Consider the following 24,711-nt stretch of genomic DNA (forward strand, 5'->3'; position numbering starts at 1 on the left):
GGCCGTCAGTTCTCGGGCGGCTCCGCGCCGCTACGGGCCTCCGCCGCCTTCCGGGGCCGCCGGCGAGGGTCGCCGGCCTGCTCGGTCATCGCCTCCCCGACCAGGCTCCGCACCGCGTCCCGCAGCCCGTGCATCGCCGGATGCCGGGCCGGGCCCGCGCCCGGATCCTCCCGCAGCTCCTTCAGGAGCGCGAAGCACAGCACCAGCATCACCACCACGAACGGCAGCGCCACCAGGATCGTCGCCGTCTGCAGCGACTTCAGACCGCCCGCCACGAGCAGCACCGCCGCCACGGCGGCCATCAGGACGCCCCAGGTCACCACGAGCCAGGTCGGCGGATTCAGCGAGCCGCGGCTCGTCAGCGAACCCATCACCAGCGAGGCCGAGTCGGCACTCGTGATGAAGTACGTCATCACGAGCAGCATCGCGAGGACCGACGTCACCGTCCCGATCGGCAGCGCCTCCAGCATCGCGAACAGCGAGGCCTCGGCGCCGTCCTTCATCGCCGTCGCCAGATCCGCCGCGCCCGTCGACTGGAGGCGGATCGCGGTCCCGCCCATCACGCAGAACCACACCACCGTCGCCCCCGACGGCACCAGGAGCACGCCCACCAGGAACTCGCGGACCGTCCGGCCGCGCGAGATCCGGGCGATGAACGTGCCGACGAACGGCGCCCAGGACAGCCACCAGGCCCAGTAGAAGATCGTCCACGTGCCCAGCCAGGCACGGTCGGTGAACGCGCCCGTCCGGCTGGCCATCGGCAGCAGCTGGAACAGATAGCCGCCGACGGAGGCCGGGATCGTGTCCAGGACGTAGACCGTCGGGCCGATCAGGAACACGAAGAGCATCAGACAGGCCGCGAGCACGATGTTCAGCGTGGACAGCCACTTCACGCCCTTGTGGAGACCCGAGAACGCCGACAGCACGAACGCCGCCGACAGCGCCACGATGATGATCAGCTGCGTGGCCGTGGAGTTGTTCACGTCCATCGTCAGGTTCAGCCCCTCCGCGACCTGGAGGGCGCCGAGCCCCAGACTCGTCGCCGTGCCGAACACGGTCGCGAACACCGCGAGCAGATCGATCGCCTTGCCCGGCCAGGAAGCCGCCCGGCGCGCCCCCATCAGCGGCACGAAGGCGGAGCTCAGCCGGTTCCCCCGGCCCTTGCGGAAACCCGCGTACGCGAGCGCGAGGCCCGCGATGCCGTAGATCGCCCACGGGGTCAGCGTCCAGTGGAAGAACGAGTACTCCAGGGCCGTCCTGGCCGCCGCACCCGACTCCGGCGGGACCCCGGTCGCCGGGGGAGGACTCAGGAAATGCGTCAGCGGCTCCCCGACCCCGTAGAACATCAGACCGATGCCCATTCCGGCGCTGAACATCATCGCGATCCACGCCAGGTTCGTGAATTCCGGCTCCGAATCGTCCGCGCCCAGTCTGATCCGGCCGAAACGGCTCAGCGCGATCACCACGCACAGCACCAGAAAGGCGTCGGCGGCGACCACGAAAAGCCAGGCGAAATTCGACAACACCCAGCTCAGGGCCGAGGAGGAGGCGCTGTCGAAGGAATCCTCGCCCAGCGCCGCCCAGCAGACGACCGCGATCACGGCCGCCACCCCGATCCCGATGACCCTGCCGTCGGGCCTGCCGTCGGGTCCGCCGTCCGGAACGATCTTTTCCGCGCTCATGCGACCCCACTATGGTGCGGAATATCGCCTTATCAGGGGGTGGCACGCCGTCTGGAGGTGCGGATAGGGTCTGCCTCGGCGCGACTGCACGTTCGAAAGCAAGGGATGCAAGGTGACGGACGGAGCAGCAACTCAGGTCGCTCACGTGCTCGTGGCGGCCGACAAGTTCAAGGGCTCGCTCACGGCCGTGCAGGTCGCGGAGCGGGTCACAGCAGGACTGCGACGGGTCGTCCCCGAGCTCACGGTGGAGACGCTGCCCGTCGCCGACGGCGGCGACGGCACCGTCGCGGCGGCCGTCGCGGCCGGCTTCGAGCGGCGCGAGGTCCGCGTGACGGGCCCGCTCGGCGAGCCGGTCACCGCGGCGTACGCGCTGCGCGGCACCACCGCGGTCGTCGAGATGGCGGAGGCCTCGGGACTCCAGCTGCTCCCGCCCGGCGTGTTCGCGCCCCTCACGGCCACGACGTACGGCTCCGGAGAGCTGCTCCGCGCCGCCCTCGACGCCGGCGCGACCACCCTCGTCTTCGGCGTCGGCGGCAGCGCCACCACCGACGGCGGCGCCGGCATGCTCGCCGCGCTCGGCGCCCGCTTCCTCGACGCGGCCGGCGAGCCCGTCGGGCCCGGCGGCGCGGCCCTCGCCGAGCTCGCCACGGCCGACCTCAGCGGCCTCGACCCCCGCTTCGCCTCCGTCGACCTGATCCTCGCGAGCGACGTCGACAACCCGCTCACCGGCCCCAAGGGCGCGCCCGCCGTCTACGGCCCCCAGAAGGGCGCCACCCCGGACGACGTCCGCACCCTCGACGCGGCCCTCGCCCACTTCGCCACGGTCCTGGAGAAGGCCATCGGGCCGCGCGCCGCCGAAGCGGCCGTCGCGCCCGGCGCGGGCGGTGCGGGCGGCATCGGGTACGGCGCGCTCATCCTCGGCGCGAGCTTCCGGCCCGGGATCGAGCTGATGCTGGAGGTCCTCGGCTTCGCCCCCGCCCTGGAGCGCGCCACCCTCGTCATCACCGGCGAGGGCTCCCTCGACGAGCAGACCCTCCACGGCAAGGCCCCGGCCGGCGTCGCCGCGGCCGCGCGCGCCGCCGGCAAGGAGGTCGTCGCGGTCTGCGGCCGCCTCGCCCTCCCGCCCGAGGCCCTGGGCACGGCCGGCATCCGCCGCGCCTACCCCCTCACGGACCTGGAACCGGACACGGCGAAGTGCATCGCGAACGCGGGCCCGCTCCTGGAGATGTCGGCGTCGAACATCGCCCGCGACTTCCTGTCGTAGGACCCCTCGCGTCGTGCGCGGTCGTTCCGCCCTGCGGGACGACCGCCCACCCGGGGCGGGCGCGGGCCCGGAAGATCGTCATCCGCCCGAAACACGGCGGTGTGATGCTCGGTCCATGACCGCACGCATCCAGGAGAACCCCTCCCACCCCGACCTCCCCGCCCGGCGCGACGTCATCGAGCGGCTCACCCCCGACGCCGTACGCGCCCACGCCCCCGCCGGACTCGCCGCGCTCCTCGTCGACGCCGTGGACGGCGGGGCCTCCGTGGGCTTCCTGGCGCCCCTGGAGACCGCCGAGGCGGCCGACTGGTGGTCGGGGGTCGCCGAGGAGGCGGAGCGGGGCGTACGGGACGTCTGGGCGGCCCACGGGCCCGACGGGAGCCTCACCGGCGTCGTCACCCTCGTCCGGGCCGGCACGGCCAACGGCCGGCACCGCGGCGAGATCTCCCGGCTCCTCGTCCACCGCTCCGCCCGCGGCCGCGGACTCGGGCGGCGCCTGCTCGCCACGGCCGAGGCGCACGCCGCCGCCACCGGCCTCGGACTGCTCGTCCTGGACACCCAGACCGACAGCCCGGCCGAGCGCCTCTACCGGGGAGCGGGCTGGAGCGTCGCCGGGACGATCCCGGACTTCGCCGCCGACCCCGCCGGCGTGCTTCGTGCCACCACGCTCTACTACAAGCAGGTCTAGGGCGGGCATGCGAAAGGGCCCGGGAGGCTGTTCGCCTCCCGGGCCCTTCGTACGCCGTCCGCTACGGCAGCTGGGCCGCCCGCGCCTCCCGGCTCTCACGCCGGTTGCCGCGGAAGGTGTTCACCCGGCGGGCCGTCGCGAAGAGGGGGATCACGGCGCCCATCACGACCTGGAGCGCGCAGCCGGTCTGGAGCAGGATCTGTCCGCCCGGGGCGTCGAACGCCCACGCGGCCAGCATCGCCATCGCTCCGACGATCCAGCTGAGCATGGCCGCCGCGAGGACACCTCGCGGCTTCGGGTACTCCACCCGGCTCACCATCAGCCACGCCGTGCCGATGATCGCGAGCAGGGTCGGGATGAACGGCAGCTCGAGCAGGATGATCGAGACGACCGTCAGCGCGCCGAAGGGGCTCGGCATGCCCTGGAACATGCCGTCCTTCATCGTCACGCAGGAGAAGCGGGCCAGCCGCAGGACCACCGCGAGCAGGACCACGATCGCGGCGACCGCCGAGACCTTCTGCTGCGCGTCGTCCGCGACCATGCCGTACACGAGCACGAAGTAGGCCGGGGCCAGACCGAAGCTGATGAGGTCCGACAGGTTGTCGAGCTCGGCGCCCATCGGCGAGCTGCGGAGCTTGCGCGCCACGATGCCGTCGAAGAGGTCGAAGATCGCCGCGGCCAGCATCAGGATCACGGCGGTGGCGGCGCTGTTGCGCGCCATGCCGGTCTCGCTGCTGCCGGTGAGGTGCGGGATGAGGATGCCGGTGGTGGTGAAGTACACCGCCATGAAGCCGCACGTGGCGTTACCGAGCGTGAGGGCGTCCGCTATGGACAGCCTCAGCGACAGCGGCATCTCCTCGGCTTCCTCGGCCGCCTCCGCATCCGCGTCGGCGACCCAGTCGGCAGCCCGTGTGTCGGGATCAATCACGGTCAATGCGAGTCACCCCCGCGGTGGTGGCCTGGCCGACCTCGACCGCGACCTCGACACCCTCGGGGAGGTAGATGTCGACGCGCGAGCCGAAGCGGATCAGACCGATGCGGTCACCCTGCTCGACCTTCGTCCCCTGGGGGATGTACGGCACGATCCGGCGGGCGACGGCGCCCGCGATCTGGACCATCTCGATGTCGCCGAGCTCGGTGTCGAAGTGCCAGACAACGCGCTCGTTGTTCTCGCTCTCCTTGTTGAACGCCGGGACGAACCCGCCCGGGATGTGCTCCACGGACGTCACCGTGCCGGCCAGCGGCGCGCGGTTGACGTGGACGTTCAGCGGGCTCATGAAGATGGCGACCCGGGTGCGTCCGTCCTTCCACGGCATGATGCTCTGCACCACACCGTCGGCGGGGGAGATGACCCGGCCCTGAGCGATCTCGCGCTCGGGGTCGCGGAAGAACCACAGCATGCCGGCCGCGAGAGCGGTGGTCGGCACGGCGATGGCCGCGGCGCGCTTCGACTTCCGGGCGCGCACGAGGCTGAGCGCCGCGGTGGCGACGGTCGGCAGAAGCCACGGCGATGCTCCGCGTGCGATGCGTACGCCCTTGGGGCTGTCGCGGTGTGCAGAGGTTTGGCTGTGGGGCATGGATGACCTTCGTAGCGGATGATGCCGCACTGGCAACAGGGGGACGGCGGCTTTCCGGCGATGCTATCGGTTGCGGGGCGCAACTGGGCAAGCCAGGAACCGAGTCGACGGCCGGAAGACGAACACGGGGTGTGATCTTCTTCGCGGCCGAATCGACCCAAACCTGACAATCAGCCCTGGAATCGGTACTCCTCGAGCAGTCGCCGACCAATGATCATTTTCTGGATCTCGGCGGTACCTTCACCGATGAGCAGCATCGGGGCCTCGCGGTAGAGGCGCTCGATCTCGTACTCCTTCGAGAACCCGTATCCACCGTGGATGCGGAAGGCATCCTCCACGACCTCCTTGCAGTACTCGGAGGCGAGGTACTTCGCCATCCCTGCTTCGAGGTCGTTTCGTTCCCCGGAGTCCTTTTTGCGTGCTGCGTTCACCATCATGGCATGGGCGGCCTCGACCTTGGTAGCCATCTCGGCCAGCTTGAACTGAATCGCCTGGTGCTGGGCGATCGCCTTGCCGAAAGTGTGACGTTGCTGGGCATAAGAGACGCCCAGTTCGAAAGCACGCTGCGCGACGCCGCAACCACGGGCCGCCACGTTCACGCGGCCGACCTCGACGCCGTCCATCATTTGGTAAAACCCTCGGCCGGTGACCCCGCCGAGCACGCGATTGGCCGGAATGCGCAGTCCGTCCATGATGAGTTCGGTCGTGTCGACGCCCTTGTAACCCATCTTGTCGATCTTCCCGGGGATCGTGAGGCCGGGGCGGACCTCTCCGAAGCCGGGCTCCTTCTCGACGAGGAAGGTCGTCATCGACTTGTGGGGGGCCGTGCCCTCCGGGTGTCCTTCGTCACTTCGGACGAGAACGGCCACCAGCGTCGACGTCCCGCCGTTCGTCAGCCACATCTTCTGGCCGTTGAGGACGTACTCGTCGCCGTCCTTGACGGCCTTCGAGGTGATCGCCGACACGTCCGAGCCGAGGCCCGGCTCCGACATCGAGAAGGCGCCGCGCGTCTCGCCGGCCGCCATCCGCGGAAGGAAGTACTCCTTCTGCTCCTGGGTGCCGTGCTGCTTCAGCATGTACGCCACGATGAAGTGCGTGTTGATGATGCCGGAGACCGACATCCAGCCACGGGCGATCTCCTCCACGCACAGCGCGTAGGTGAGCAGCGACTCGCCCAGGCCCCCGTACTCCTCGGGGATCATCAGGCCGAAGACGCCGAGCTCCTTGAGCCCGTCGACGATCTGCTGCGGGTACTCGTCGCGGTGTTCGAGCTCCGTCGCGACCGGGATGATCTCCTTGTCGACGAAGTCCCGGACGGTGGCGAGGATCTCCTGCTGGACATCGGTCAGACCGTGGGTCTGGGCGAGTCGCGCCATGGCTTACTTCTCCGACTTCTTGGAAGGCTCGATGAGCTCGGGGCGGCCGGGCTGCTCGCCGCCGCGCGCGTCGATGTACTCGGCGGTCGGGACCATCACCTTGCGGCGGAAGACGCACACGAGGGTGCCGTCCTGCTTGTAGCCCTTGGTCTCGACGTAGACGATGCCGCGGTCGGTCTTGGACTTCGACGGGGTCTTGTCGAGGACCGTCGTCTCGCCGTAGATCGTGTCGCCGTGGAAGGTCGGCGCCACGTGCCGCAGCGACTCGATCTCCAGGTTGGCGATGGCCTTGCCGGAGACGTCCGGCACGGACATGCCGAGCAGCAGAGAGTAGATGTAGTTGCCGACCACCACGTTCCGCTTGAAGTCGGTCGTGTTCTCCGCGTAGTTCACGTCCATGTGCAGCGGGTGGTGGTTCATCGTGAGCAGGCAGAAGAGGTGGTCGTCGTACTCGGTGACCGTCTTTCCGGGCCAGTGCTTGTAGACGGCACCGACTTCGAACTCTTCGTAGGTACGGCCGAACTGCATCGGACTCAGGCCTCCGGGATCTCGAACTTGCTGGTGCGCTGCATGCCGGCGGCGCGGCCCTTGCCGGAGATGACCAGGGCCATCTTGCGGGAGGCCTCGTCGATCATCTCGTCGCCGAGCATCGCGGAGCCCTTCTTCCCGCCGGCCTCGGACGTGTAGTAGTCGTACGCGTCGAGAATCAGCTCGGCGTGGTCGTAGTCCTCCTGCGAGGGCGAGAAGATCTCGTTCGCGGCGGCGACCTGGTCCGGGTGGAGCACCCACTTGCCGTCGAAGCCCAGGGCGGCGGCGCGCTGGGCGACGGCCTTGTAGCCCTCCTGGTTGCGGATCTGCAGGTAGGGGCCGTCGATCGCCTGGAGGTTGTTGGCGCGGGCCGCCATCAGGATGCTCATCAGGATGTGGTGGTACGCGTCCGCCGGGTAGCCGGGCGGCTGCTCGCCGACGACGAGGGACTTCATGTTGATGGAGGCCATGAAGTCGGCCGGGCCGAAGATGATCGTCTCGACGCGCTGGGAGGCCTGCGCGATCGCGTTGACGTTGGTGAGGCCCTGGGCGTTCTCGATCTGCGCCTCGATGCCGATCTTGCCGACCTCGAAGCCCATGGTCTTCTCGATCTGCGTGAGCAGCAGGTCGAGGGCGACGATCTGCTGGGCGTCCTGGACCTTCGGCAGCATGATGCAGTCGAGGTTCTGGCCGGCGCCCTCGACAACCGTGACGACGTCGCGGTAGGTCCAGTGGGTCGTCCAGTCGTTGACGCGGACCACGCGGGTCTTGCCGGTCCAGTCGCCCTCGTTCAGGAACTTCACGATGGTGTGCCGGGCCTCGGGCTTGGCCAGCGGGGCGCACGCGTCCTCCAGGTCGAGGAAGACCTGGTCGGCGGCGAGGCCCTGGGCCTTCTCGAGGAAGCGCGGGTTGGAGCCGGGGACCGCCAGGCAGGAGCGGCGGGGGCGGAGCCGGTTCACAGGGCTGGTCATGCGAGGACCTCCGTACTTTCCAGGGGGCTGAGCTTGTTCGCTTGCCGGATCTCGTCGACGATACGGCCGATGATCTCCGTGATACCGAAGTCCTTCGGTGTGAAGACGGCGGCGACACCCGCGCGCTTCAGTTCTGCGGCGTCGGCGTTCGGGATGATTCCGCCGACGATGACCGGGATGTCCGTCGCGCCCGCCTCGCGGAGGCGGTCGAGGACGTCGGGGACCAGCGCGGAGTGCGAGCCGGAGAGGATCGACAGGCCCACGCAGTGCACGTCCTCCGCCAGGGCGGCGTCGACGATCTGCTCGGGGGTCAGCCGGATGCCCTGGTAGACCACCTCGAAACCGGCGTCACGCGCGCGGACGGCGATCTGCTCGGCCCCGTTGGAGTGCCCGTCCAGGCCCGGCTTGCCGACGAGCAGCCGCAGCCGCCCGACGTTCATGTCCTCGGCGGTCCTGGCGACCTTCTCGCGGACCAGGGCGAGCGGCGTGCCCGCCTCGGCCGTCACGGCCACCGGGGCGGAGGAGACGCCGGTCGGGGCGCGGAACTCGCCGAACACCTCGCGCAGGGCCCCGGCCCACTCGCCGGTGGTGACCCCGGCGCGGGCGCACTCCAGGGTGGCCTCCATGAGGTTGTCCGTGCCCTTGGCGGCCTCCTTGAGGCGCTCCAGGGCCTTGCAGGGCCGCGGGTGGTTGAACGGCGGCTGGTAGCGGTTGTCGCGCCAGGTCTTCATCGAGCCGACGACGCGGGCCTCGACGGCCGGGTCGACCGTCATGATCGCGGTGTCCAGGTCGGCCGTGAGGGGGTTCTCCTCGGTCGACTGGAAGATGTTGACGCCGACGATCTTGTCCTTGCCGGCCTCGATCCGGGCGCGCCGCTCGGCGTGCGAGGAGACCAGCTGCGACTTGAGGTAGCCGGACTCGACGGCGGCCATCGCGCCGCCCATCTCCTGGATCCGGTCGATCTCGGCGAGGCACTCCTCGACGAGGGCGTCCACCTTGGCCTCGATGACGTGCGAGCCGGCGAAGATGTCCTCGTACTCCAGGAGGTCGGACTCGTGGGCGAGCACCTGCTGGATGCGGAGCGACCACTGCTGGTCCCAGGGCCGGGGGAGGCCGAGGGCCTCGTTCCAGGCCGGGAGCTGCACGGCACGCGCGCGGGCGTCCTTGGAGAGGGTGACGGCCAGCATCTCCAGGACGATCCGCTGGACGTTGTTCTCCGGCTGGGCCTCGGTCAGGCCGAGGGAGTTGACCTGGACGCCGTAGCGGAAGCGCCGCTGCTTGGCGTTCTCGATGCCGTACCGCTCCAGCGTGATCTTGTCCCAGATGCGGCCGAAGGCGCGCATCTTGCACATCTCCTCGATGAAGCGGACGCCCGCGTTCACGAAGAAGGAGATGCGGGCGACGACCTCGCCGAAGCGGTCCTCGGGGACCTGACCGGAGTCGCGGACCGAGTCGAGGACCGCGATCGCGGTCGCCATCGCGTACGAGATCTCCTGGACCGGCGTGGCCCCGGCCTCCTGCAGGTGGTAGCTGCAGATGTTGATCGGGTTCCACTTCGGGATGTGGTTGACCGTGTACGCGATCATGTCCGTCGTGAGGCGGAGCGAGGGGCCGGGCGGGAAGACGTGCGTCCCGCGCGACAGGTACTCCTTCACGATGTCGTTCTGGGTGGTGCCCTGGAGCTGGGTGATGTCCGCACCCTGCTCCTCGGCGGCCACCTGGTAGAGCGCGAGAAGCCACATGGCGGTGGCGTTGATGGTCATCGAGGTGTTCATCTGCTCCAGGGGAATGTCCTGGAACAGCCGGCGCATGTCACCGAGGTGCGAGACGGGGACGCCGACCCGGCCGACCTCGCCGCGGGCGAGGACGTGGTCGGGGTCGTACCCGGTCTGCGTCGGCAGGTCGAACGCGACCGAGAGGCCGGTCTGACCCTTGGCGAGGTTGCGCCGGTACAGCTCGTTGGACGCCTCGGCGGTCGAATGACCCGCGTACGTCCGCATGAGCCACGGCCGGTCCTTCTGGCGCTCTGTCATCTTCGGGACCTCAGATGTTCCGGAAGCGGTTGATGGCGTCGATGTGCTGGGCCCGGAGCTCCGGGTTGCTGACGCCCAGGCCCTCCTGCGGGGCAAGGGCGAGGACGCCGACCTTGCCCTGGTGGAGGTTGCGGTGGACGTCGTACGCGGCCTGACCGGTCTCCTCCAGGGAGTAGACCTTCGAGAGCGTCGGGTGGATCTTGCCCTTGGCGATCAGGCGGTTGGCCTCCCACGCCTCGCGGTAGTTGGCGAAGTGCGAGCCGATGATCCGCTTCAGCGACATCCACAGGTAGCGGTTGTCGTACTGGTGCATGTAGCCCGAGGTCGAGGCACAGGTGGTGATGGTGCCGCCCTTGCGGGTGACGTACACGGAGGCGCCGAAGGTCTCGCGGCCCGGGTGCTCGAAGACGATGTCGATGTCCTCGCCGCCGGTCAGCTCACGGATCTTGGAGCCGAAGCGCTTCCACTCGCGCGGGTCCTGGGTGTTCTCGTCCTTCCAGAACTTGTAGCCCTCGGCGTTGCGGTCGATGACCGCGTCGGCGCCCATGGCCCGGCAGATGTCGGCCTTCTCGGGGGAGGAGACGACACAGATCGGGTTGGCGCCGCCGGCCAGGGCGAACTGCGTGGCGTACGAGCCGAGTCCGCCGCTCGCGCCCCAGATGAGGACGTTGTCGCCCTGCTTCATGCCGGCGCCGTTGCGGGAGACCAGCTGGCGGTAGGCGGTGGAGTTGACGAGGCCGGGGGCCGCCGCCTCCTCCCAGCTGAGGTGGCCGGGCTTCGGCATCAGCTGGTTGGACTTGACGAGCGCGATCTCGGCGAGGCCGCCGAAGTTGGTCTCGAAGCCCCAGATGCGCTGCTCGGGGTCGAGCATCGTGTCGTTGTGGCCGTCGGAGGACTCCAGTTCGACCGACAGGCAGTGCGCGACGACCTCGTCGCCGGGCTGCCAGGCGTTGACGCCCGGGCCGGTGCGCAGGACGACGCCCGCGAGGTCGGAGCCGATGACGTGGTACGGCAGGTCGTGGCGCTTGGTGAGCTCGGACAGGCGCCCGTAGCGCTCCAGGAAGCCGAAGGTCGAGACGGGCTCGAAGATCGAGGTCCAGACCGAGTTGTAGTTGACGGAGCTCGCCATGACGGCCACGAGGGCCTCGCCCGGTCCGAGCTCGGGGAGCGCGACGTCGTCGAGGTGGAGCGACTTGCGCGGGTCCTTGTCGCGGCTGGCGAGCCCGGCGAACATCTCCTGCTCGTCCTTGTGGACGGTGACGGCGCGGTACGACTCGGGCAGGGCGATGTTCGCGAAGTCGGCGGACGTGGCGTCCGGCGACTGGATCGCGGCCAGGATTTCCTTCACGGGTTGCCTCCGGCGGTGAGCGTCCTGAGGGAGGGACGCCTGAGGGTTACGGCGGGACGTGCTGCTGTGGAGGTGTGCCGTCGGTTCGGCTCGGTGGTGCGGTGGCGGCGCTGTGTGGTGGAGCGCGGGGTGCCTGTGACGCAGGCGTCCGGGCGCACCGGCCGTCGGCTGGTGGGGACAGCCGGAGCACGAGGTGTGGTCTCTGCGCTCCGGCCGCCCGGACAACATCAACGTATGGCACGCCGTGTCACCTGACAAGGCACTCCGTGCCAACAATTTCACTCAGATGCAATCTGCCCGTCACGGATGAGCGATGATCGATCGAAATGGCCGCTGAGCTGCGGGAACGCAAAGAGGGCCGCCCCCGGAAATCCGGGGGCGGCCCTCCTCGCCGAGCGGGGTCAGGCGCCCTTGAGCGCCTGCTGGATGGTCCGCATGACCTCGTCGAGCGGAGCGTCCGTACGCGCCACGGCGACCACCACGTCGCCCATCGTGGACGCCGTCGCGGCGGCCGGCGGCTCCGGGACGGCCGACTCGGCCGGTACGGCGGCGGTGCCGCTCCCCGCGGGCGCCGGGCGGGCGCCTATGCCCGAGCCGAAGGTCTCCCGGACGATCGCGAAGGCGTGGTCGAGCTGGGCCTCCACGTCACCCTGGCCGCCGGCCCGCAGCCATCGGCGCAGCACGTGGTTGTGGGCGGTGACGACCGCCGACGCGGCCACCTCGGCGAGCAGCGGGTCGTCGTTGCCGTCGTGGTGGTCCCGCTCGTCGAAGTGCCCGAGGAGATAGCGGGTGAAGAGCCGCTCGTAGCGGGCGACCGAGGCGATCTCCCGCTCGCGCAGGGTCGGCACCTCGCGGGTGAGCCGGTAGCGCTCCACGGAGACCGCGGGGGACCCCGCGTACATCTTCATGACTTCCTTGATGCCCCGGCACACCGTGTCGAGCGGGTGCTCGTGCGGCGGCGCGGCGTTCAGCACCGCCTCCGCCCGCACGAGGGTGTCGTCGTGGTCGGGGAAGATCGCCTCTTCCTTGGACCGGAAATGCCGGAAGAACGTCCGCCGCGCGACCCCGGCCGTGGCCGCGATCTCGTCGACGGTCGTCGCCTCGTACCCCTTGGTCGCGAAGAGCTCCATCGCGGCCGCGGCGAGCTCCCGGCGCATCTTGAGCCGCTGCGCGGCGGCACGGGTGCCCGCCGCGCTCTCCGGAGCGTCGGACGGGGACGTGGCACGGGGTGTCTTCGCGGCCTTGGGCATGGTCCGAACGTACTGCATCGGAGTGGGAGTGTGCCCAGGTGGGGGCGGGGAGGCCCCCGGGGCACCGACGGTGCCCGGGGGACTCAGCAGACCGCCCCAGCCGGCGGTGCGGGACTCAGCGTCGGGCATATTCGCGGAAGCCGCGACCCGTCTTGCGGCCCAGGCAGCCGGCCGCCACCAGGTGCTCGAGGAGCGGGGCGGGGGCGAGGCCCGGGTCGCGGAACTCGCGGTGCAGCACCTGCTCGATCGCGAGCGAGACGTCCAGACCGACCACGTCGAGCAGCTCGAACGGGCCCATCGGGTAGCCGCCGCCCAGCTTCATGGCCGCGTCGATGTCGTCCAGGGTCGCGTAGTGCTCCTGGACCATCTTGATCGCGTTGTTCAGGTACGGGAAGAGCAGCGCGTTCACGATGAAGCCGGCGCGGTCGCCGCAGTCCACCGGGTGCTTCCGGATCTTCGCCGTGACCTCGCGGACGGTGGCGTGGACGTCGTCGCCGGTCAGGACCGTGCGGACGATCTCGACCAGCTTCATCGCCGGTGCCGGGTTGAAGAAGTGCATCCCGATGACGTCCTGCGGGCGCGTGGTGGCGCGGGCGCAGGCGATGACCGGCAGCGAGGAGGTCGTGGTGGCCAGCACCGCGCCCGGCTTGCAGATCTTGTCGAGCCGCCCGAACAGCTCCTGCTTGACCGCCAGGTCCTCGGCGACCGCCTCGACGGCCAGGTCGACCTCCGCGAAGGCGTCGAGCGAGCCGGCCGGGGTGATCAGGGCGAGCGTCTCGTCGCGGGCCTCGCCCGTCATCCGGCCCTTGTCGACCGAGCGGCCCAGGGACTTGGCGATCCGGGCCTTGGCGGCGTCCGCCTTCTCCTGGGAGCGGGCGGCGAGCACGACCGCGTACCCGGCCTTCGCGAAGACCTCGGCGATGCCGGAGGCCATGGTGCCCGAGCCGGCGACGCCGACCGAGCGGACCTCGCGGCCGCCGCCGGCCTCGGCGGAGGTGAGCGGGGTCAGCGCGTCGCGGACCACCTCGCCGGAGCCCGGCGCCTCGTACGTGTAGAAGCCGCGGCCCGCCTTGCGGCCGGTCAGACCGGCCTCGCTGAGCTGCTTGAGGATCGGGGCGGGGGCGTGCAGCCGGTCGTGCGAGGCCGCGTACATGGCCTCCAGGACCGTACGGGCGGTGTCGACGCCGATCAGGTCGAGCAGCGCCAGCGGGCCCATCGGCAGGCCGCAGCCCAGCTTCATCGCCGCGTCGATGTCCTCGCGGGAGGCGTACTTGGCCTCGTACATGGCGGCGGCCTGGTTCAGGTAGCCGAAGAGCAGCCCGTCCGCGATGAAGCCGGCCCGGTCGCCGACCGCCACCGGCTCCTTGCCGAGGTCCTGGGCGAGCCGGGTGACGGCGTCCACGGCCTTCGGGTCGGTCAGCACGGAGGAGACCACCTCGACCAGCTTCATGGCCTGGACCGGGGTGAAGAAGTGCAGGCCGAGGACCCGCTCGGGGTGCGCCGAGTCGGCGGCGAGCCGGGTCACGGAGAGGGCGTTGGTGCCGGTGGCCAGGATGGCGTCCGGCCGGACGATCCCGTCAAGGGCCCGGAAGACCTCCTGCTTCGCCTCGTACGACTCGGGCACGACCTCGATCACGAGGTCGGCGTCGGCGGCCGCCTGCAGGTCGGAGAAGGTACGGAAGCGGGCGAGGACGTCCTGCCGCTCCTCCTCGGTGATCCGCTCGCGGGCCACCGCACGGGCGGTGGAGGCCTCCAGGGCGGCGACGGCCTGGGCGGCCGCGGCGTCGCTGATGTCGATGCCGATGACCTCACGGCCGGCCCGGGCGAGGACATCGGCGATGCCCGAGCCCATGGTGCCGAGGCCGACGACGGCGATGGTGGAGAGAGGGGTGTCCATCAGGGGACTCCAGAGGAAGAGTGACGACTGAGGCCAGTGCGCGCGAAAGGGCGCGGGAAAGTGCGAGGGCGGTGCCCGGAAAAGAGGGCGGTGCCCTGAAGGGAGGTGAGACGGACTCTGTCCCGGAGTCACGTCGAAACTGCCGAACCGACCAGCGCACACAACGGCTGCGTCACCAGGCCGTTGTGGAAAGTGCGGGTGGTGCCCGCTCACCTGAGACTAACCGGCCGGTAACGAGCGCGCCAGTCCCGGGAAGTTGGGAAAGTGTGATCTGGATCGCGGATAGGGTTCGGATTCATGGAAATCTCCGAGGACCCGGAATTCTGCTCGATGATCGATCGATTGCGGGACGAGATCGAGAATGACTCCGGAGAAGTCCCGACGGCATTCACGGAACTCTCGGAACTCGCCGCGACAGGGGATCGTGAGGAACTGCACCGCGCCCTCACCGCACCCGGACAGCCGCTCTGGGCCCGGGAGATCGCCGCCTACGCCCTCGGCGTCGCCGGCGACCCCCGTGCCTTCGAGGCCCTCGTGCTCCTCCTCAACCACCGCGACCCGGAGCGCTGCGTCACCGCCGCGCACGCCCTGGTCCGGCTCGGCGACCCGCGCACCGCGCGCGCGGCCGCAGCCCTCGCCACCAACGAACTCCGCGTCGCCTACGCCCTGCTGCCGGTGCGGCTGCTCGCCGAACTCCGCGCACCCGAGTCCGTCCCGGCCCTGGTCACCGTCCTCGGGCGGCGACTTCGGGCCGACGACCCGCACTGGCGGGTCGGCCTCGCCTGCGTCGAGGGCCTGGGCACCCTGGGCGACGCCCGGGCCCGCCCCGCGCTGGAGGCGGCCCTTCCGCACCCCCGGCTCGGCGCCGCGGCCCGGACGTCACTTCAGCGACTCGGCGCCGACCACTGACGCGGGACGCCGACGGGCCGGGACCAGTGTCCCGACCGCCGTGAGAACGGCCGGGAGCGCGGCGAGCGCGAAGCACAGCGGCAGCGGCAGCCGCCCCACCAGGAGGCCCGCACCGGCCGTCGCCGCCGTCGTGCCGGCGTTGAACGCGGTGTTGACCCAGGCACCGGCCCGGGTGCGCCGCTCCTCCCCGACGGACTCGTCGGCCAGGAGATAGGCGCTGGTGAGCGCCGGCGCCACGAAGAGACCGCCGAGCGCCACCCAGCCGACCAGCGCGTACGGATGCGGGGAGAGCCCCGCCACCGCCAGGACCGCACCGAGGCCGAGCGCGAGGGCCGACAGGCGTACGGCGGTGGGGACGCGCCACGGCACGGCGCCGTACGCGAGGCCGCCGACCGCACTGCCCGCCGAGAGGGCCGCCGCCGCCCACGGCACGGCCCCGGGACGGTGGTGTGCGTCGGCGAACGCGATCACGAGCAACTCGACGGCGCCCAGGCACATGCCGACCCCGGCCGCCACGGCCACCGCCCTCGGCAGCCCGGCCCCGGGGCCGCCCCGCCGGCCCGCGGCCGGCTCCGGTGTCCCGGGATCCTGCTGGACGGCCCCGCCCCGCACCACCGGCGAGGTGACGAGCGCGAGCGTGCCGGTCAGGACGAGCCCGGCGCTCACCGCGAGCCCGGCGGGCGCCGACGCGTACCGCACGAGCAGGCCCACCAGCAACGGGCCCGTGACGAAGAGGAGTTCCTCCGCCACCGTGTCCAGGCTGTACGCGCGCCGCAGCAGGTTCCGGTCGGTCAGCATCCCGCTCCACAGCGCCCGCGACACCGGGCCGAGCGGCGGGGGCAGCGCCCCCGCGGCGGCGGCCAGGGCCACGAGGGCGACCAGCGGGGTCGCGGGCCGGGCCGTCGCCACCGCGAGCGCGACGAGCAGCACCGCGGACCCGGCGGCCAGGGGGACGAGCGCGCGGCGCGGCCCGAACCGGTCGACCAGGGCGGCCCGCGCGGGCGACAGCAGGACACCGGTCAGCCCGAACACGGCCATGACCGTGCCGGCCGCGGCGTACGAACCGGTGCCGTCCTTGACGGAGAGGACCAGGGAGAGCGGGGCGACGCCGTAGGACAGCCGCCCCAGGAGGGCCGCACCGAAGGTGCGGCGGGCGTGCGGGGTCCGCAGCACCGCGGCGTACGTGGGCGCGGGGGAGTGGACGGGGGAGATCACGGACATGACGGAGTTCCTCGGAAGAGGCGCCGGGCAGCGGCCTGCGGCGCCCGGGCGTGCGGGGACGGCGGGACACCGCGCCCGGCTGGGCACGGTCGTCGGATCGCCGACTCCTACGCACGGAAGAGGAACATGCGCGTCAACGTAGCAGACGGAGCTCCGCCCCGGCCTCGCCGGTCGCCGCCGTCTGCTCCGGTACCAGCGCGAACGCCTCGATCTCCACGAGCAGTTCCGGACGGACGAGCGCCGACACCTGGACCGCCGAGCTCGCCGGCAGCGGCGCGCCCGCGAAGTGGGCGTCCCGCGCGTCCCGCACCGCCGGGAGGTGGGCCACGTCCGTGACGAAGTACGTCAGCTTCACCACGTCCCCGAAACCCGCGCCGGCCGCCGCGAGGCAGCGCTCCAGGTTCGCGAAGACCTGGTGGGCCTGGGCCGCCGCGTCGCCCTCCCCGACCACGGCGCCGGAGGCGTCCAGGGCGCACTGCCCGGATATCGCGACGAACCGGCCCGTGCCCCACACGACATGGCTGTACTGGGGGCTGGGCGCGAGGCCGTCGGGAGCGGGCACATGGGTCAGGTGGCTCGTCATGCCCCCCATCCTCGCGCACCCCACTGACGGTGCCCGCCACCCCTTTTGCGGGGCGCGGGCACCGGGGGACGGGCGGAAGGGGTCAGCGCACGTGGCCCAGGAGACCGTGGAGGGCGACGCCGGCCCGTTCCGCGCGCACGGCGCCGGCCCGCTTGCCGGCCTTCTCCGGGGCCGTCGGCGCCGCCGCGGTCACCGGCTCCGGCTCGGGCTCGGGGAGCGCGGCGCAGACCGCGTCCACCTCGGTGTCGCCCTCGCCGCGCGGGACCTTGCCCGTGGCCAGGTAGGCGGCCAGGTGCTCGTCGAGGCAGTCGTTCCCGCCGAGGGTGATCCCGTGGTTCCCGCCGCCCTCCTCGACGACGAGGCTGGAGCCGCGCATCAGGCGGTGCAGGGCGACCCCGCCCTCGTAGGGCGTCGCCGCGTCGTCGGTGGCCTGGAAGACGAGGACCGGCGGCACCTGGTCGTTGGTGAGGTCCGGCGGGGTCAGGGAGTCCACCGGCCAGAAGGCGCAGGGCGCGTTGTACCAGGCGTTGTTCCAGGTGGAGAACGGCGCCTTCGCGTGCACGTCCCAGTTGTCCTTGCGCCACACGTTCCAGTCGCGGGGCCAGGCCGCGTCCCGGCACTGCACGCTCGTGTAGACCGAGTAGCCGTTGTCGGCGGCCGCGTCGGCCTCCCCGTACCGCTCGTAGGCCTCCTTCAGCGGCACCGGGTCCGCGTCGTTGACGTACGCGGCGAAGGCGCTCGCGAGGCGGGGCCAGTAGCCGTTGTAGTACCCGCCGGGCAGGAAGGTGTCCTCCAGTTCGGCGGGGCCGACCTTGCCGCCGGCCGGGGTCGTGCGCAGCGCGTCGCGCATCCGGTACCAGGCGGCCTCGACCGCGGCCGGGTCGGTGCCCAGCTCGTACACCGCGTTCTGCTTGGCCACCCAGGCCATGAAGTCCTTGTGCCGGTTGTCGAAGGCGTAGTCCTGCGCGATGTTGTCCTCGTACCAGACGCCGTGCGGGTTGACGACGGAGTCGAGCGCCATCCGCCGCACCCGGTCCGGGTACAGGCGCGCGTAGACGGCGCCCAGGTAGGTGCCGTACGAGTAGCCGAGGTAGTTGATCTTCGGTGCGCCGAGCGCCTGGCGGATCGCGTCCAGGTCCCGGGCGGTGCTGACGGTGTCGATGTACGGCAGCACGTCCGCGTACTTCTTGCCGCAGGCCTCGGCGAAGGACTGCGCCCGCGAGACGGCTGCCCGCTCGGCCGCCGCCCCGGTCGGGACCGAGTCCGGCCGCACCGGTGCGAAGTGGCCGGGCTCGCAGTCGAGCGCGGGCTCGCTCTTGCCGACGCCGCGCGGGTCGAAGCCGATCACGTCGTACTCGGCGGCCACCTTCGGGGGCAGCGAGGCCGCCACGTACCCGGCCATGCCGCGCCCGCTGCCGCCGGGCCCGCCCGGATTCACGAGCAGCGGGCCCTGGAAGGCCTTCGCGGTGTGCGGGACGCGGGTGAGGGCCAGGGTGATCTTCCGCCCGGCCGGGTCGTCGTGGTTGAGCGGCACCTTCAGGGTGGCGCACTGGAGCGTGGGGTACGCCTTCGTGGTGCAGTCGCTCCAGGCGAGCCGGGGGAGCGGTCGGGGGGTCGGTTCGCCGGCGTCGGCGGGGGCGGGCTGCAGGACGGTGACCGTCCCGGCGACCAGCGCTCCAGCGGCGATCAGCATTCCTGCGCGTGGGGTCATAGGGCGTTTGTGTCCCGAACCGGCGCCGAGGGGACCGGTTTCGGCGAGAGTTGACCCGAACGGAGTCGGATCCGACGGCGAGTCAGGCGACCGGTCCGATCATCGGAGCGGCGGGTCAGAGGAGGGTGAGCTGCTCCGGGGCGGCCGCCGTGGCGGGCCGCTCGGGCACGGGGATCCGGCGCGCGGCGCCCCGGTGGGCGGGCCCGATGCCGAACTCGGCCGCCAGCTCGTGCACCTGACGGGTGATCCGGCGCTGGTACCAGGTCGGCGCGTAGGCCCCGTCCGCGTACATCCGCTCGTACCGCCCCACCAGACCCGGGTGGTGCGCGCGCAGCCAGGCCGTGAACCACTCGCGGGCGCCCGGCCGCAGGTGCAGGACGAGCGGGGTGACCGAGCTCGCGCCGGCCTCGGCGATCGCGCGGACGGTCGCGCGCAGCTGCTCGGGCCGGTCGCCGAGGAAGGGCACCACGGGCGCCATCAGGACCCCGCAGTCGATGCCGTGCTCGCCGAGCGTGCGGACCACGTCGAGGCGGCGCTGCGGTGAGGGGGTGCCGGGCTCGATCGTCCGCCAGAGCTCCTGGTCGGTGAAGCCGACGGAGACGGAGATGCCGACCTCGGTGACCCGGGCGGCCTGGGTGAGGAGCTCCAGGTCGCGCAGGATCAGCGTGCCCTTGGTGAGGATCGAGAACGGGTTCGCCCGGTCCCGCAGCGCCGTGAGGATGCCCGGCATGAGGCGGTAGCGGCCCTCGGCGCGCTGGTAGCAGTCGACGTTGGTGCCCATGGCGATGTGCGCGCCCTGCCAGCGGGCGGAGGCGAGCTGCCGGGCGAGCAGCTCCGGGGCGTTGGTCTTGACGACGATCTGGGAGTCGAAGCCGAGGCCGGTGTCGAGGTCGAGATAGCTGTGGGTCTTCCTCGCGAAACAGTAGACGCACGCGTGCGTGCAGCCCCGGTACGGATTGACCGTCCACTCGAACGGCATCCGGGAGGCGCCGGGCACCCGGTTGAGGATCGAGCGGGCCCGGACCTCGTGGAAGGTGATGCCGCGGAACTCGGGGGCGTCGAAGGTGCGGGTGGTCACCGCGTCCGTGCCGAACAGGGCGATGTCGGCGGGGACGGCAGGGGTGTCGCCCAGATTGTCCCAGCGCATGGACGCCTCCTCGATGGCTCTGCCTCGACCGTTCGCTCAGAATAGAACACCTGTTCCCTTGATCGCCGCAACCCGGATTTCGCCCCCCGGAGCCCACGTGGTTCGCTTGGCCCACACCCCTGAGGAATCACGAGCTGGAGGAAGTCAATGGCGCAGGTCGAGGCCACCACGGAACGGATCATCGCCGCGGACGCGGAGACGGTGTTCGACGCGCTGGCCGACTACAGCGGCACGCGCGCGAAGCTGCTCCCCGAGCACTTCAGCGAGTACGAGGTGCGCGAGGGCGGCGACGGCGAGGGCACCCTCGTCCACTGGAAGCTCCAGGCCACGAGCAAGCGCGTCCGCGACTGCCTCCTGGAGGTCAGCGAGCCCACCGACGGACAGCTCGTCGAGAAGGACCGCAACTCCTCCATGGCCACCACCTGGACCGTGACCCCCGCCGGCGAGGGCAAGTCCCGCGCCGTCGTCACCACCGTCTGGAACGGCGCCGGCGGCATCGGCGGCTTCTTCGAGCGGACCTTCGCGCCCAAGGGCCTCGGCCGCATCTACGACGCCGTCCTCGCCAAGCTGGCGGACGAGGTCGAGAAGTAACGCCCGGAGCGTTCACCGATTCGAGTGGATCGCCCGCACCCCCGTACCGGCGCCCCCGCGCGCCGAGGGGGCGCGGGCCTTCTCGTAAACGCGCTGATGAGCGACCCAAGTGCGCCGTGACGCAGGGGTGTTCGTCCCCCGGATCGCCACCGCCCTCCCGTACCGCCCGACTTGCTCCCCCTTCGCGTGCAATGCGAAGAATGGCGCGGCGCAGACGCCGTGACGAGGGGAGTAGACACGTGGGTGCGATCACGATCGTGAAAGACCGTGACGGGGACGCGGAACCGCTCGCCCCGGACGGGCCGGCCACCGACCTCGCGCCACCGCCCGGGCCGGGACCCGCCGCGCTCGATCCCCGCCGCGTCCGGCTCGTCTTCTGCGGCCTCATGCTCGCGCTGCTCCTCGCCGCGCTCGAGCAGATGATCGTCGCCACCGCCCTGCCGAAGATCGTCGGCGAACTCCACGGCCTCGACCGGATGTCCTGGGCGATCACCGCCTACCTGCTGACCTCCACCATCGGCCTCCCGGTCTACGGAAAGCTCGGCGACCTCCTCGGCCGCAAGGGCGTCTTCCTCTTCGCCATCGTCGTCTTCGTCATCGGCTCCGGCCTCGCCGGCTGGTCCCGCACCATGGACCAGCTCATCGCCTTCCGCGCGATCCAGGGCATCGGCGCCGGCGGCCTCATGATCGGCGTCCAGGCGATCATCGCCGACATCGTCCCCGCCCGGGAACGCGGCCGCTACATGGGGCTCATCGGCGCCGCCTTCGGCCTCGCCTCCGTCGCCGGACCCCTGCTCGGCGGCTTCTTCACCGACCACGTCTCCTGGCGCTGGTGCTTCTACTTCAACGTGCCCTTCGGGCTCCTCACCCTCGCCGTCGTCGCCGCCGTCCTCAAGCTCCCGAAACCCGCCGCACGCGCGCGCCTCGACGTGCTCGGCGCGCTGCTCCTCGCCGCCGCCTCCACCTGCCTGGTCCTGCTGACGAGTTGGGGCGGCACCGAGTACGCCTGGGACTCCCGGGTCATCCTCGCCCTCGCCGCCGGAGCCGCCGGCGCGACCGTCCTCTTCCTGGTCGTCGAGCACGTCGCGCCCGAACCGCTCATCCCGCTCCGGCTGTTCCGCGACTCCGTCTTCACCGTCACCGCCCTCGTCGGCGCCGTCATCGGCATCGCGCTCTTCGGCGCCGCCAGCTACCTCCCCAGCTTCCTGCAGATGGTCGAGGGCGCCAGCGCCACCGAGTCCGGCCTGCTGATGCTGCCCCTCATGGGCGGCATCGTCATCGCCTCCGTCGTCTCCGGCCAGCTCATCAGCCGCACCGGCCACTACAAGATCTACCCGGTGATCGGCGCGGCCGTCTCCGCCCTCGGCATGTTTCTGCTCTCCCGCATGGACACCGACACCCCGCGCCTCCAGCACAGCCTCTGGCAGGCCGTCCTCGGCGCCGGCATCGGCCTCGTCATGCCGGTCCTCGTGCTCGCCGTGCAGAACTCCGTACGCCCCGCCGACCTCGGCACCGCCACCAGCGCCCACAACTACTTCCGCCAGATCGGCGGCAGCGTCGGCGCCGCCGTCTTCGGCACGCTCTTCGCCTCCCGGCTCGACGACGCCCTGAGCGACCGGCTCGCGGGCGTCCTCGCCCAGGGCGGCCCCACGCGGCTGCCGCCGGCCGAGTCGATCACCCCGGGGACCGTCCACACCCTGCCGCCCGCCCTGCGCGACGCGTACGTGCAGGCGTACGCGGACGCGATGCCGCGGATCTTCCTCTACCTCGTGCCGGTCCTCGTGCTCGGCCTCGTCCTCGCCTTCTTCCTCAAGGAGAAACCGCTGGTGTCCCACACCCCCGCCACCGAGGCCCCCACCACCCCCGTCCCGCATGCCCGCCACGCGTCCCCGGCCACCGCCCCCGCGTCACCGCACGCCGGGGTGCCCGTCTGCGGCACCGTCCAGCACCACGACGGAAGCCGCGTCCCCCGCGCCGCGCTCACCCTCATCGACGTCCAGGGCCGGCAGATCGGCCGCGGCGCCAGCGGCGAGGACGGCCGGTACGCCCTGAGCGTCCCCGGCGGCGGCGCGTACGTCCTGATCGCCGCGGCCGGCGGGCACCAGCCGCAGGCCGTCTCCGTCACCGTCGGCGACCGGCCCGTGGAGCTCGACGTCGTCCTCGGCGGCGCCGGGCGACTCGCGGGCAGCGTCGTCACCGCCGACGGCACGCCCGTACGGGACGCGGCCGTCACCCTCACCGACGTGCGCGGCGAGGTCGTCGCCTCCACCCGCAGCGGACGCGAGGGCGGCTACGTCATCGGCGAACTGGTCGCGGGCGAGTACACGCTCGCCGCCAGCGCCCCCGCCTTCCGGCCCGCCGCGCTCCCCGTGAGCGTCCAGGCCTCCCGCGAGACCCGCCAGGACATCGAGCTGGCCGGCGGCGCGGTGCTCCGCGGCACCGTGCGGGCCGGGGGAGGGCGCCCCGTGGAGGACGCCCGGGTCACCCTCCTCGACGCCGCGGGCAACGTCGTCGACACCCTCACCACCGGCGCCGACGGAACCTTCCGCTTCGTCGACCTGTCCTCCGGCGAGTACACGGTCATCGCCGCCGGGTACCCGCCCGTCGCCACCGTCCTCCAGGTGGCCGGCGGCGGCCGCACCGAGCGCGACCTCCAGCTCGGCCACGAGGACTGAGCGGTCGTCTCAGGAGGAGGCGGTCGTCGCCTTGCGCAGCGCGCTGATGCAGGTGCCGATCGCCTCTTGGAGGGCTTCGAGGCGCTGGAGCATGTCCGCCTCGTAGATGTCCTCCTCCATCACCTCGTCGAGCGTGAGCTCCTCGAAGACCTTCGTCGCCTTCTGCAGGCTGTTGTAGAACTTGGTCCGCCGCTCCTGGACGCGCAGCGCCGGGTCCTCCTCGACGGCCTTGGCGACGAGGCCCTTCACCGTGTCGTAGGCCTCGCCGGCCCACTCGCCCGCCTCCTCGGAGTCGTCGAGCTCGTCGAGGAGCGACAGGTGCCGCTCGGCCTCGGCCCGCAGCTCGGCCGGCGCCTCCACGGTCTGCCCGGCGGGGGTCCTGATCTGGCCGTTCTCGACGATCTGCCGCACGTACCCGATGCGGTCGGCCGCCTTCGCCTCGTTCGCCACCGCCTTCTTCAGGTCGTCGGTACGGGCGAAGGCGCGGGCCATCTCGGTCTGGAGCGCAGGGTCCTCCTTCATCCGGTCGAGCAGCGCCCCGCGCGCGGCCTCCGCCGTCCCCGGGTCGGCGAGGATCGCCGCCCGCAGCGCCGTCGGGTTCTCCGCGACCTCCAGGGCCTTCGTCGGCCGGATGCCCTCCGCCTCGGCCGCCGCGCTGATCGCCTGGCCGCGCACGGAGGACGCGCTGCTGCGGGAGGCGTAGTACGAGAGCCAGACGTCCGCGTCCGGCAGCTCGATGTCCTCGCCCGGGACCAGGACCTCGAACTGCGGGACGAGACCGTCGTCCGCCGCCATGTCCCAGGCCTTGTAGTAGCGCATGACCCGCTCGGGCGAGCACCCGGCGAGCTCCGCGAAGGCCTTCGCGGAGACCTTCGCCGCCGCCGTCCCCTCGGCGGCCTGCCCGCCGGGCCGGACGCTCCGCGCCACCTTCAGCGCGAAGGCCCAGCCGCCGGTCCGCGCGTAGACCCCGAAGTCCCGGGCGTCACGGACGACGACGGGGTCGTGGTCCCGGGAGTCCTGCACGTCCTCCGTGTCCTGCGCTTCCCGGGGCTCGGGAGCCGACGGCTCCCAGAACTCGGGCTCGGAGATCGCCGAGACCGTCTCGGGCTCGGCGGGGGACGTTTCGGACGGGGTGAAGGCGATGGTCACCGAGGGCTCTCCGGAAGGTCGACAACGACAACTGCGGCCGACAGCCTATACGCACCCCTTGGCAATGTTTCGTCCGATTCGAAGACCGCCGATCGGGTGGTGTGCCGGGCT

Annotated in this window: 20 protein-coding genes; 5 read left to right on the top strand and 15 right to left on the bottom strand. The window is 71.6% G+C overall.

All coding sequences use genetic code 11. The annotated features are described in order from the left end of the window. Nucleotides 1–5: 5 nt before the first annotated feature. Nucleotides 6–1,682, bottom strand: coding sequence for a BCCT family transporter (locus tag GGE06_RS26880; RefSeq protein ID WP_184932018.1), 1,677 nt, complete (start codon nt 1,680–1,682; stop codon nt 6–8). A gap of 112 nt (nt 1,683–1,794) precedes the next feature. Between GGE06_RS26880 and GGE06_RS26885 the strand changes: the two genes are divergently transcribed. Both GGE06_RS26885 and GGE06_RS26890 read left to right on the top strand, forming a co-directional pair. After that, nucleotides 1,795–2,946: a glycerate kinase gene (locus GGE06_RS26885; protein ID WP_184932019.1), complete on the top strand. Its 1,152-nt coding sequence runs from the start codon at nt 1,795–1,797 to the stop codon at nt 2,944–2,946. A gap of 115 nt (nt 2,947–3,061) precedes the next feature. Beyond that, nucleotides 3,062–3,634, top strand: coding sequence for a GNAT family N-acetyltransferase (locus GGE06_RS26890; protein WP_184932020.1), 573 nt, complete (start codon nt 3,062–3,064; stop codon nt 3,632–3,634). 61 nt (nt 3,635–3,695) lie between these two features. Here the strand turns inward: GGE06_RS26890 and pssA are convergent, their stop codons facing one another. The 9 genes from pssA to GGE06_RS26935 all read right to left on the bottom strand — a co-directional run bounded on the left by pssA (nt 3,696) and on the right by GGE06_RS26935 (nt 14,614). Further along, nucleotides 3,696–4,562, bottom strand: coding sequence for a CDP-diacylglycerol--serine O-phosphatidyltransferase (pssA, locus tag GGE06_RS26895; RefSeq protein ID WP_116165231.1), 867 nt, complete (start codon nt 4,560–4,562; stop codon nt 3,696–3,698). Next, nucleotides 4,555–5,211 (bottom strand): phosphatidylserine decarboxylase, encoded by a 657-nt coding sequence (locus GGE06_RS26900; RefSeq protein ID WP_116158044.1) that lies wholly within the window; start codon nt 5,209–5,211, stop codon nt 4,555–4,557. The genes pssA and GGE06_RS26900 overlap by 8 nt, the downstream gene beginning before the upstream one ends. Nucleotides 5,212–5,381: 170 nt before the next feature. Further along, on the bottom strand, nt 5,382–6,587 hold the full coding sequence (locus tag GGE06_RS26905) for an acyl-CoA dehydrogenase family protein (RefSeq protein WP_017236794.1): 1,206 nt from the start codon (nt 6,585–6,587) through the stop codon (nt 5,382–5,384). 3 nt (nt 6,588–6,590) lie between these two features. Next, on the bottom strand, nt 6,591–7,115 hold the full coding sequence (locus GGE06_RS26910; RefSeq protein WP_116158043.1) for a MaoC family dehydratase: 525 nt from the start codon (nt 7,113–7,115) through the stop codon (nt 6,591–6,593). A gap of 5 nt (nt 7,116–7,120) precedes the next feature. Then, nucleotides 7,121–8,086 carry an HpcH/HpaI aldolase/citrate lyase family protein gene (locus GGE06_RS26915; protein WP_015037486.1) on the bottom strand — a complete coding sequence of 322 codons (966 nt, stop codon included), beginning with the start codon at nt 8,084–8,086 and terminating at the stop codon, nt 7,121–7,123. Next, nucleotides 8,083–10,119 carry an ethylmalonyl-CoA mutase gene (locus tag GGE06_RS26920; protein ID WP_184932021.1) on the bottom strand — a complete coding sequence of 679 codons (2,037 nt, stop codon included), beginning with the start codon at nt 10,117–10,119 and terminating at the stop codon, nt 8,083–8,085. Before GGE06_RS26920 ends, GGE06_RS26915 begins: the two co-directional genes overlap by 4 nt. 10 nt (nt 10,120–10,129) lie before the next feature. After that, nucleotides 10,130–11,467 carry a crotonyl-CoA carboxylase/reductase gene (gene ccrA, locus GGE06_RS26925; RefSeq protein ID WP_116158041.1) on the bottom strand — a complete coding sequence of 446 codons (1,338 nt, stop codon included), beginning with the start codon at nt 11,465–11,467 and terminating at the stop codon, nt 10,130–10,132. Nucleotides 11,468–11,868: 401 nt separating this feature from the next. Next, nucleotides 11,869–12,717, bottom strand: a complete 849-nt coding sequence (locus GGE06_RS26930; RefSeq protein ID WP_184932022.1) for a TetR family transcriptional regulator — start codon at nt 12,715–12,717, stop codon at nt 11,869–11,871. Nucleotides 12,718–12,832: 115 nt separating this feature from the next. Next, nucleotides 12,833–14,614, bottom strand: a complete 1,782-nt coding sequence (locus GGE06_RS26935) for a 3-hydroxyacyl-CoA dehydrogenase family protein (protein ID WP_116158039.1) — start codon at nt 14,612–14,614, stop codon at nt 12,833–12,835. Between the two features lie 297 nt (nt 14,615–14,911). On the opposite strand from GGE06_RS26935, the gene GGE06_RS26940 reads away from it, so the two are divergent. Continuing rightward, nucleotides 14,912–15,523, top strand: coding sequence for a HEAT repeat domain-containing protein (locus GGE06_RS26940; protein WP_184932023.1), 612 nt, complete (start codon nt 14,912–14,914; stop codon nt 15,521–15,523). Here GGE06_RS26940 and GGE06_RS26945 read toward each other — a convergent pair. The 4 genes from GGE06_RS26945 to GGE06_RS26960 all read right to left on the bottom strand — a co-directional run bounded on the left by GGE06_RS26945 (nt 15,494) and on the right by GGE06_RS26960 (nt 20,185). Further along, on the bottom strand, nt 15,494–16,744 hold the full coding sequence (locus GGE06_RS26945) for an MFS transporter (RefSeq protein ID WP_184932024.1): 1,251 nt from the start codon (nt 16,742–16,744) through the stop codon (nt 15,494–15,496). The two genes, GGE06_RS26940 and GGE06_RS26945, sit on opposite strands and share 30 nt — an antisense overlap. A 133-nt stretch (nt 16,745–16,877) precedes the next feature. Then, the gene (locus GGE06_RS26950; protein WP_116158037.1) at nt 16,878–17,327 is read right to left on the bottom strand and encodes a RidA family protein; all 450 of its coding nucleotides are present in this window, start codon (nt 17,325–17,327) and stop codon (nt 16,878–16,880) included. 82 nt (nt 17,328–17,409) lie between these two features. Further along, nucleotides 17,410–19,038: an alpha/beta hydrolase gene (locus GGE06_RS26955; protein ID WP_116158036.1), complete on the bottom strand. Its 1,629-nt coding sequence runs from the start codon at nt 19,036–19,038 to the stop codon at nt 17,410–17,412. A gap of 115 nt (nt 19,039–19,153) precedes the next feature. Beyond that, on the bottom strand, nt 19,154–20,185 hold the full coding sequence (locus GGE06_RS26960) for an Rv2578c family radical SAM protein (protein WP_184932025.1): 1,032 nt from the start codon (nt 20,183–20,185) through the stop codon (nt 19,154–19,156). Nucleotides 20,186–20,332: 147 nt separating this feature from the next. Here GGE06_RS26960 and GGE06_RS26965 point away from each other — a divergent pair, with 147 nt between their 5' ends. Together GGE06_RS26965 and GGE06_RS26970 are read left to right on the top strand one after the other, a co-directional pair. Beyond that, a complete protein-coding gene (locus GGE06_RS26965; RefSeq protein WP_184932026.1) occupies nt 20,333–20,776 on the top strand; it encodes an SRPBCC family protein in 444 nt (147 codons plus the stop codon). A 239-nt stretch (nt 20,777–21,015) separates the two neighbouring features. Then, a complete protein-coding gene (locus GGE06_RS26970; RefSeq protein ID WP_116158033.1) occupies nt 21,016–23,451 on the top strand; it encodes an MFS transporter in 2,436 nt (811 codons plus the stop codon). Between the two features lie 9 nt (nt 23,452–23,460). On the opposite strand, the gene GGE06_RS26975 is transcribed toward GGE06_RS26970, so the two are convergent. Next, entirely contained in the window at nt 23,461–24,600 is a 1,140-nt protein-coding gene (locus GGE06_RS26975; protein WP_184932027.1) for a hypothetical protein, read from the bottom strand. Nucleotides 24,601–24,711 lie beyond the last annotated feature (111 nt).

The organism is Streptomyces nymphaeiformis, from assembly GCF_014203895.1.
GTDB classification, from domain to species: Bacteria; Actinomycetota; Actinomycetes; order Streptomycetales; family Streptomycetaceae; genus Streptomyces; species Streptomyces nymphaeiformis.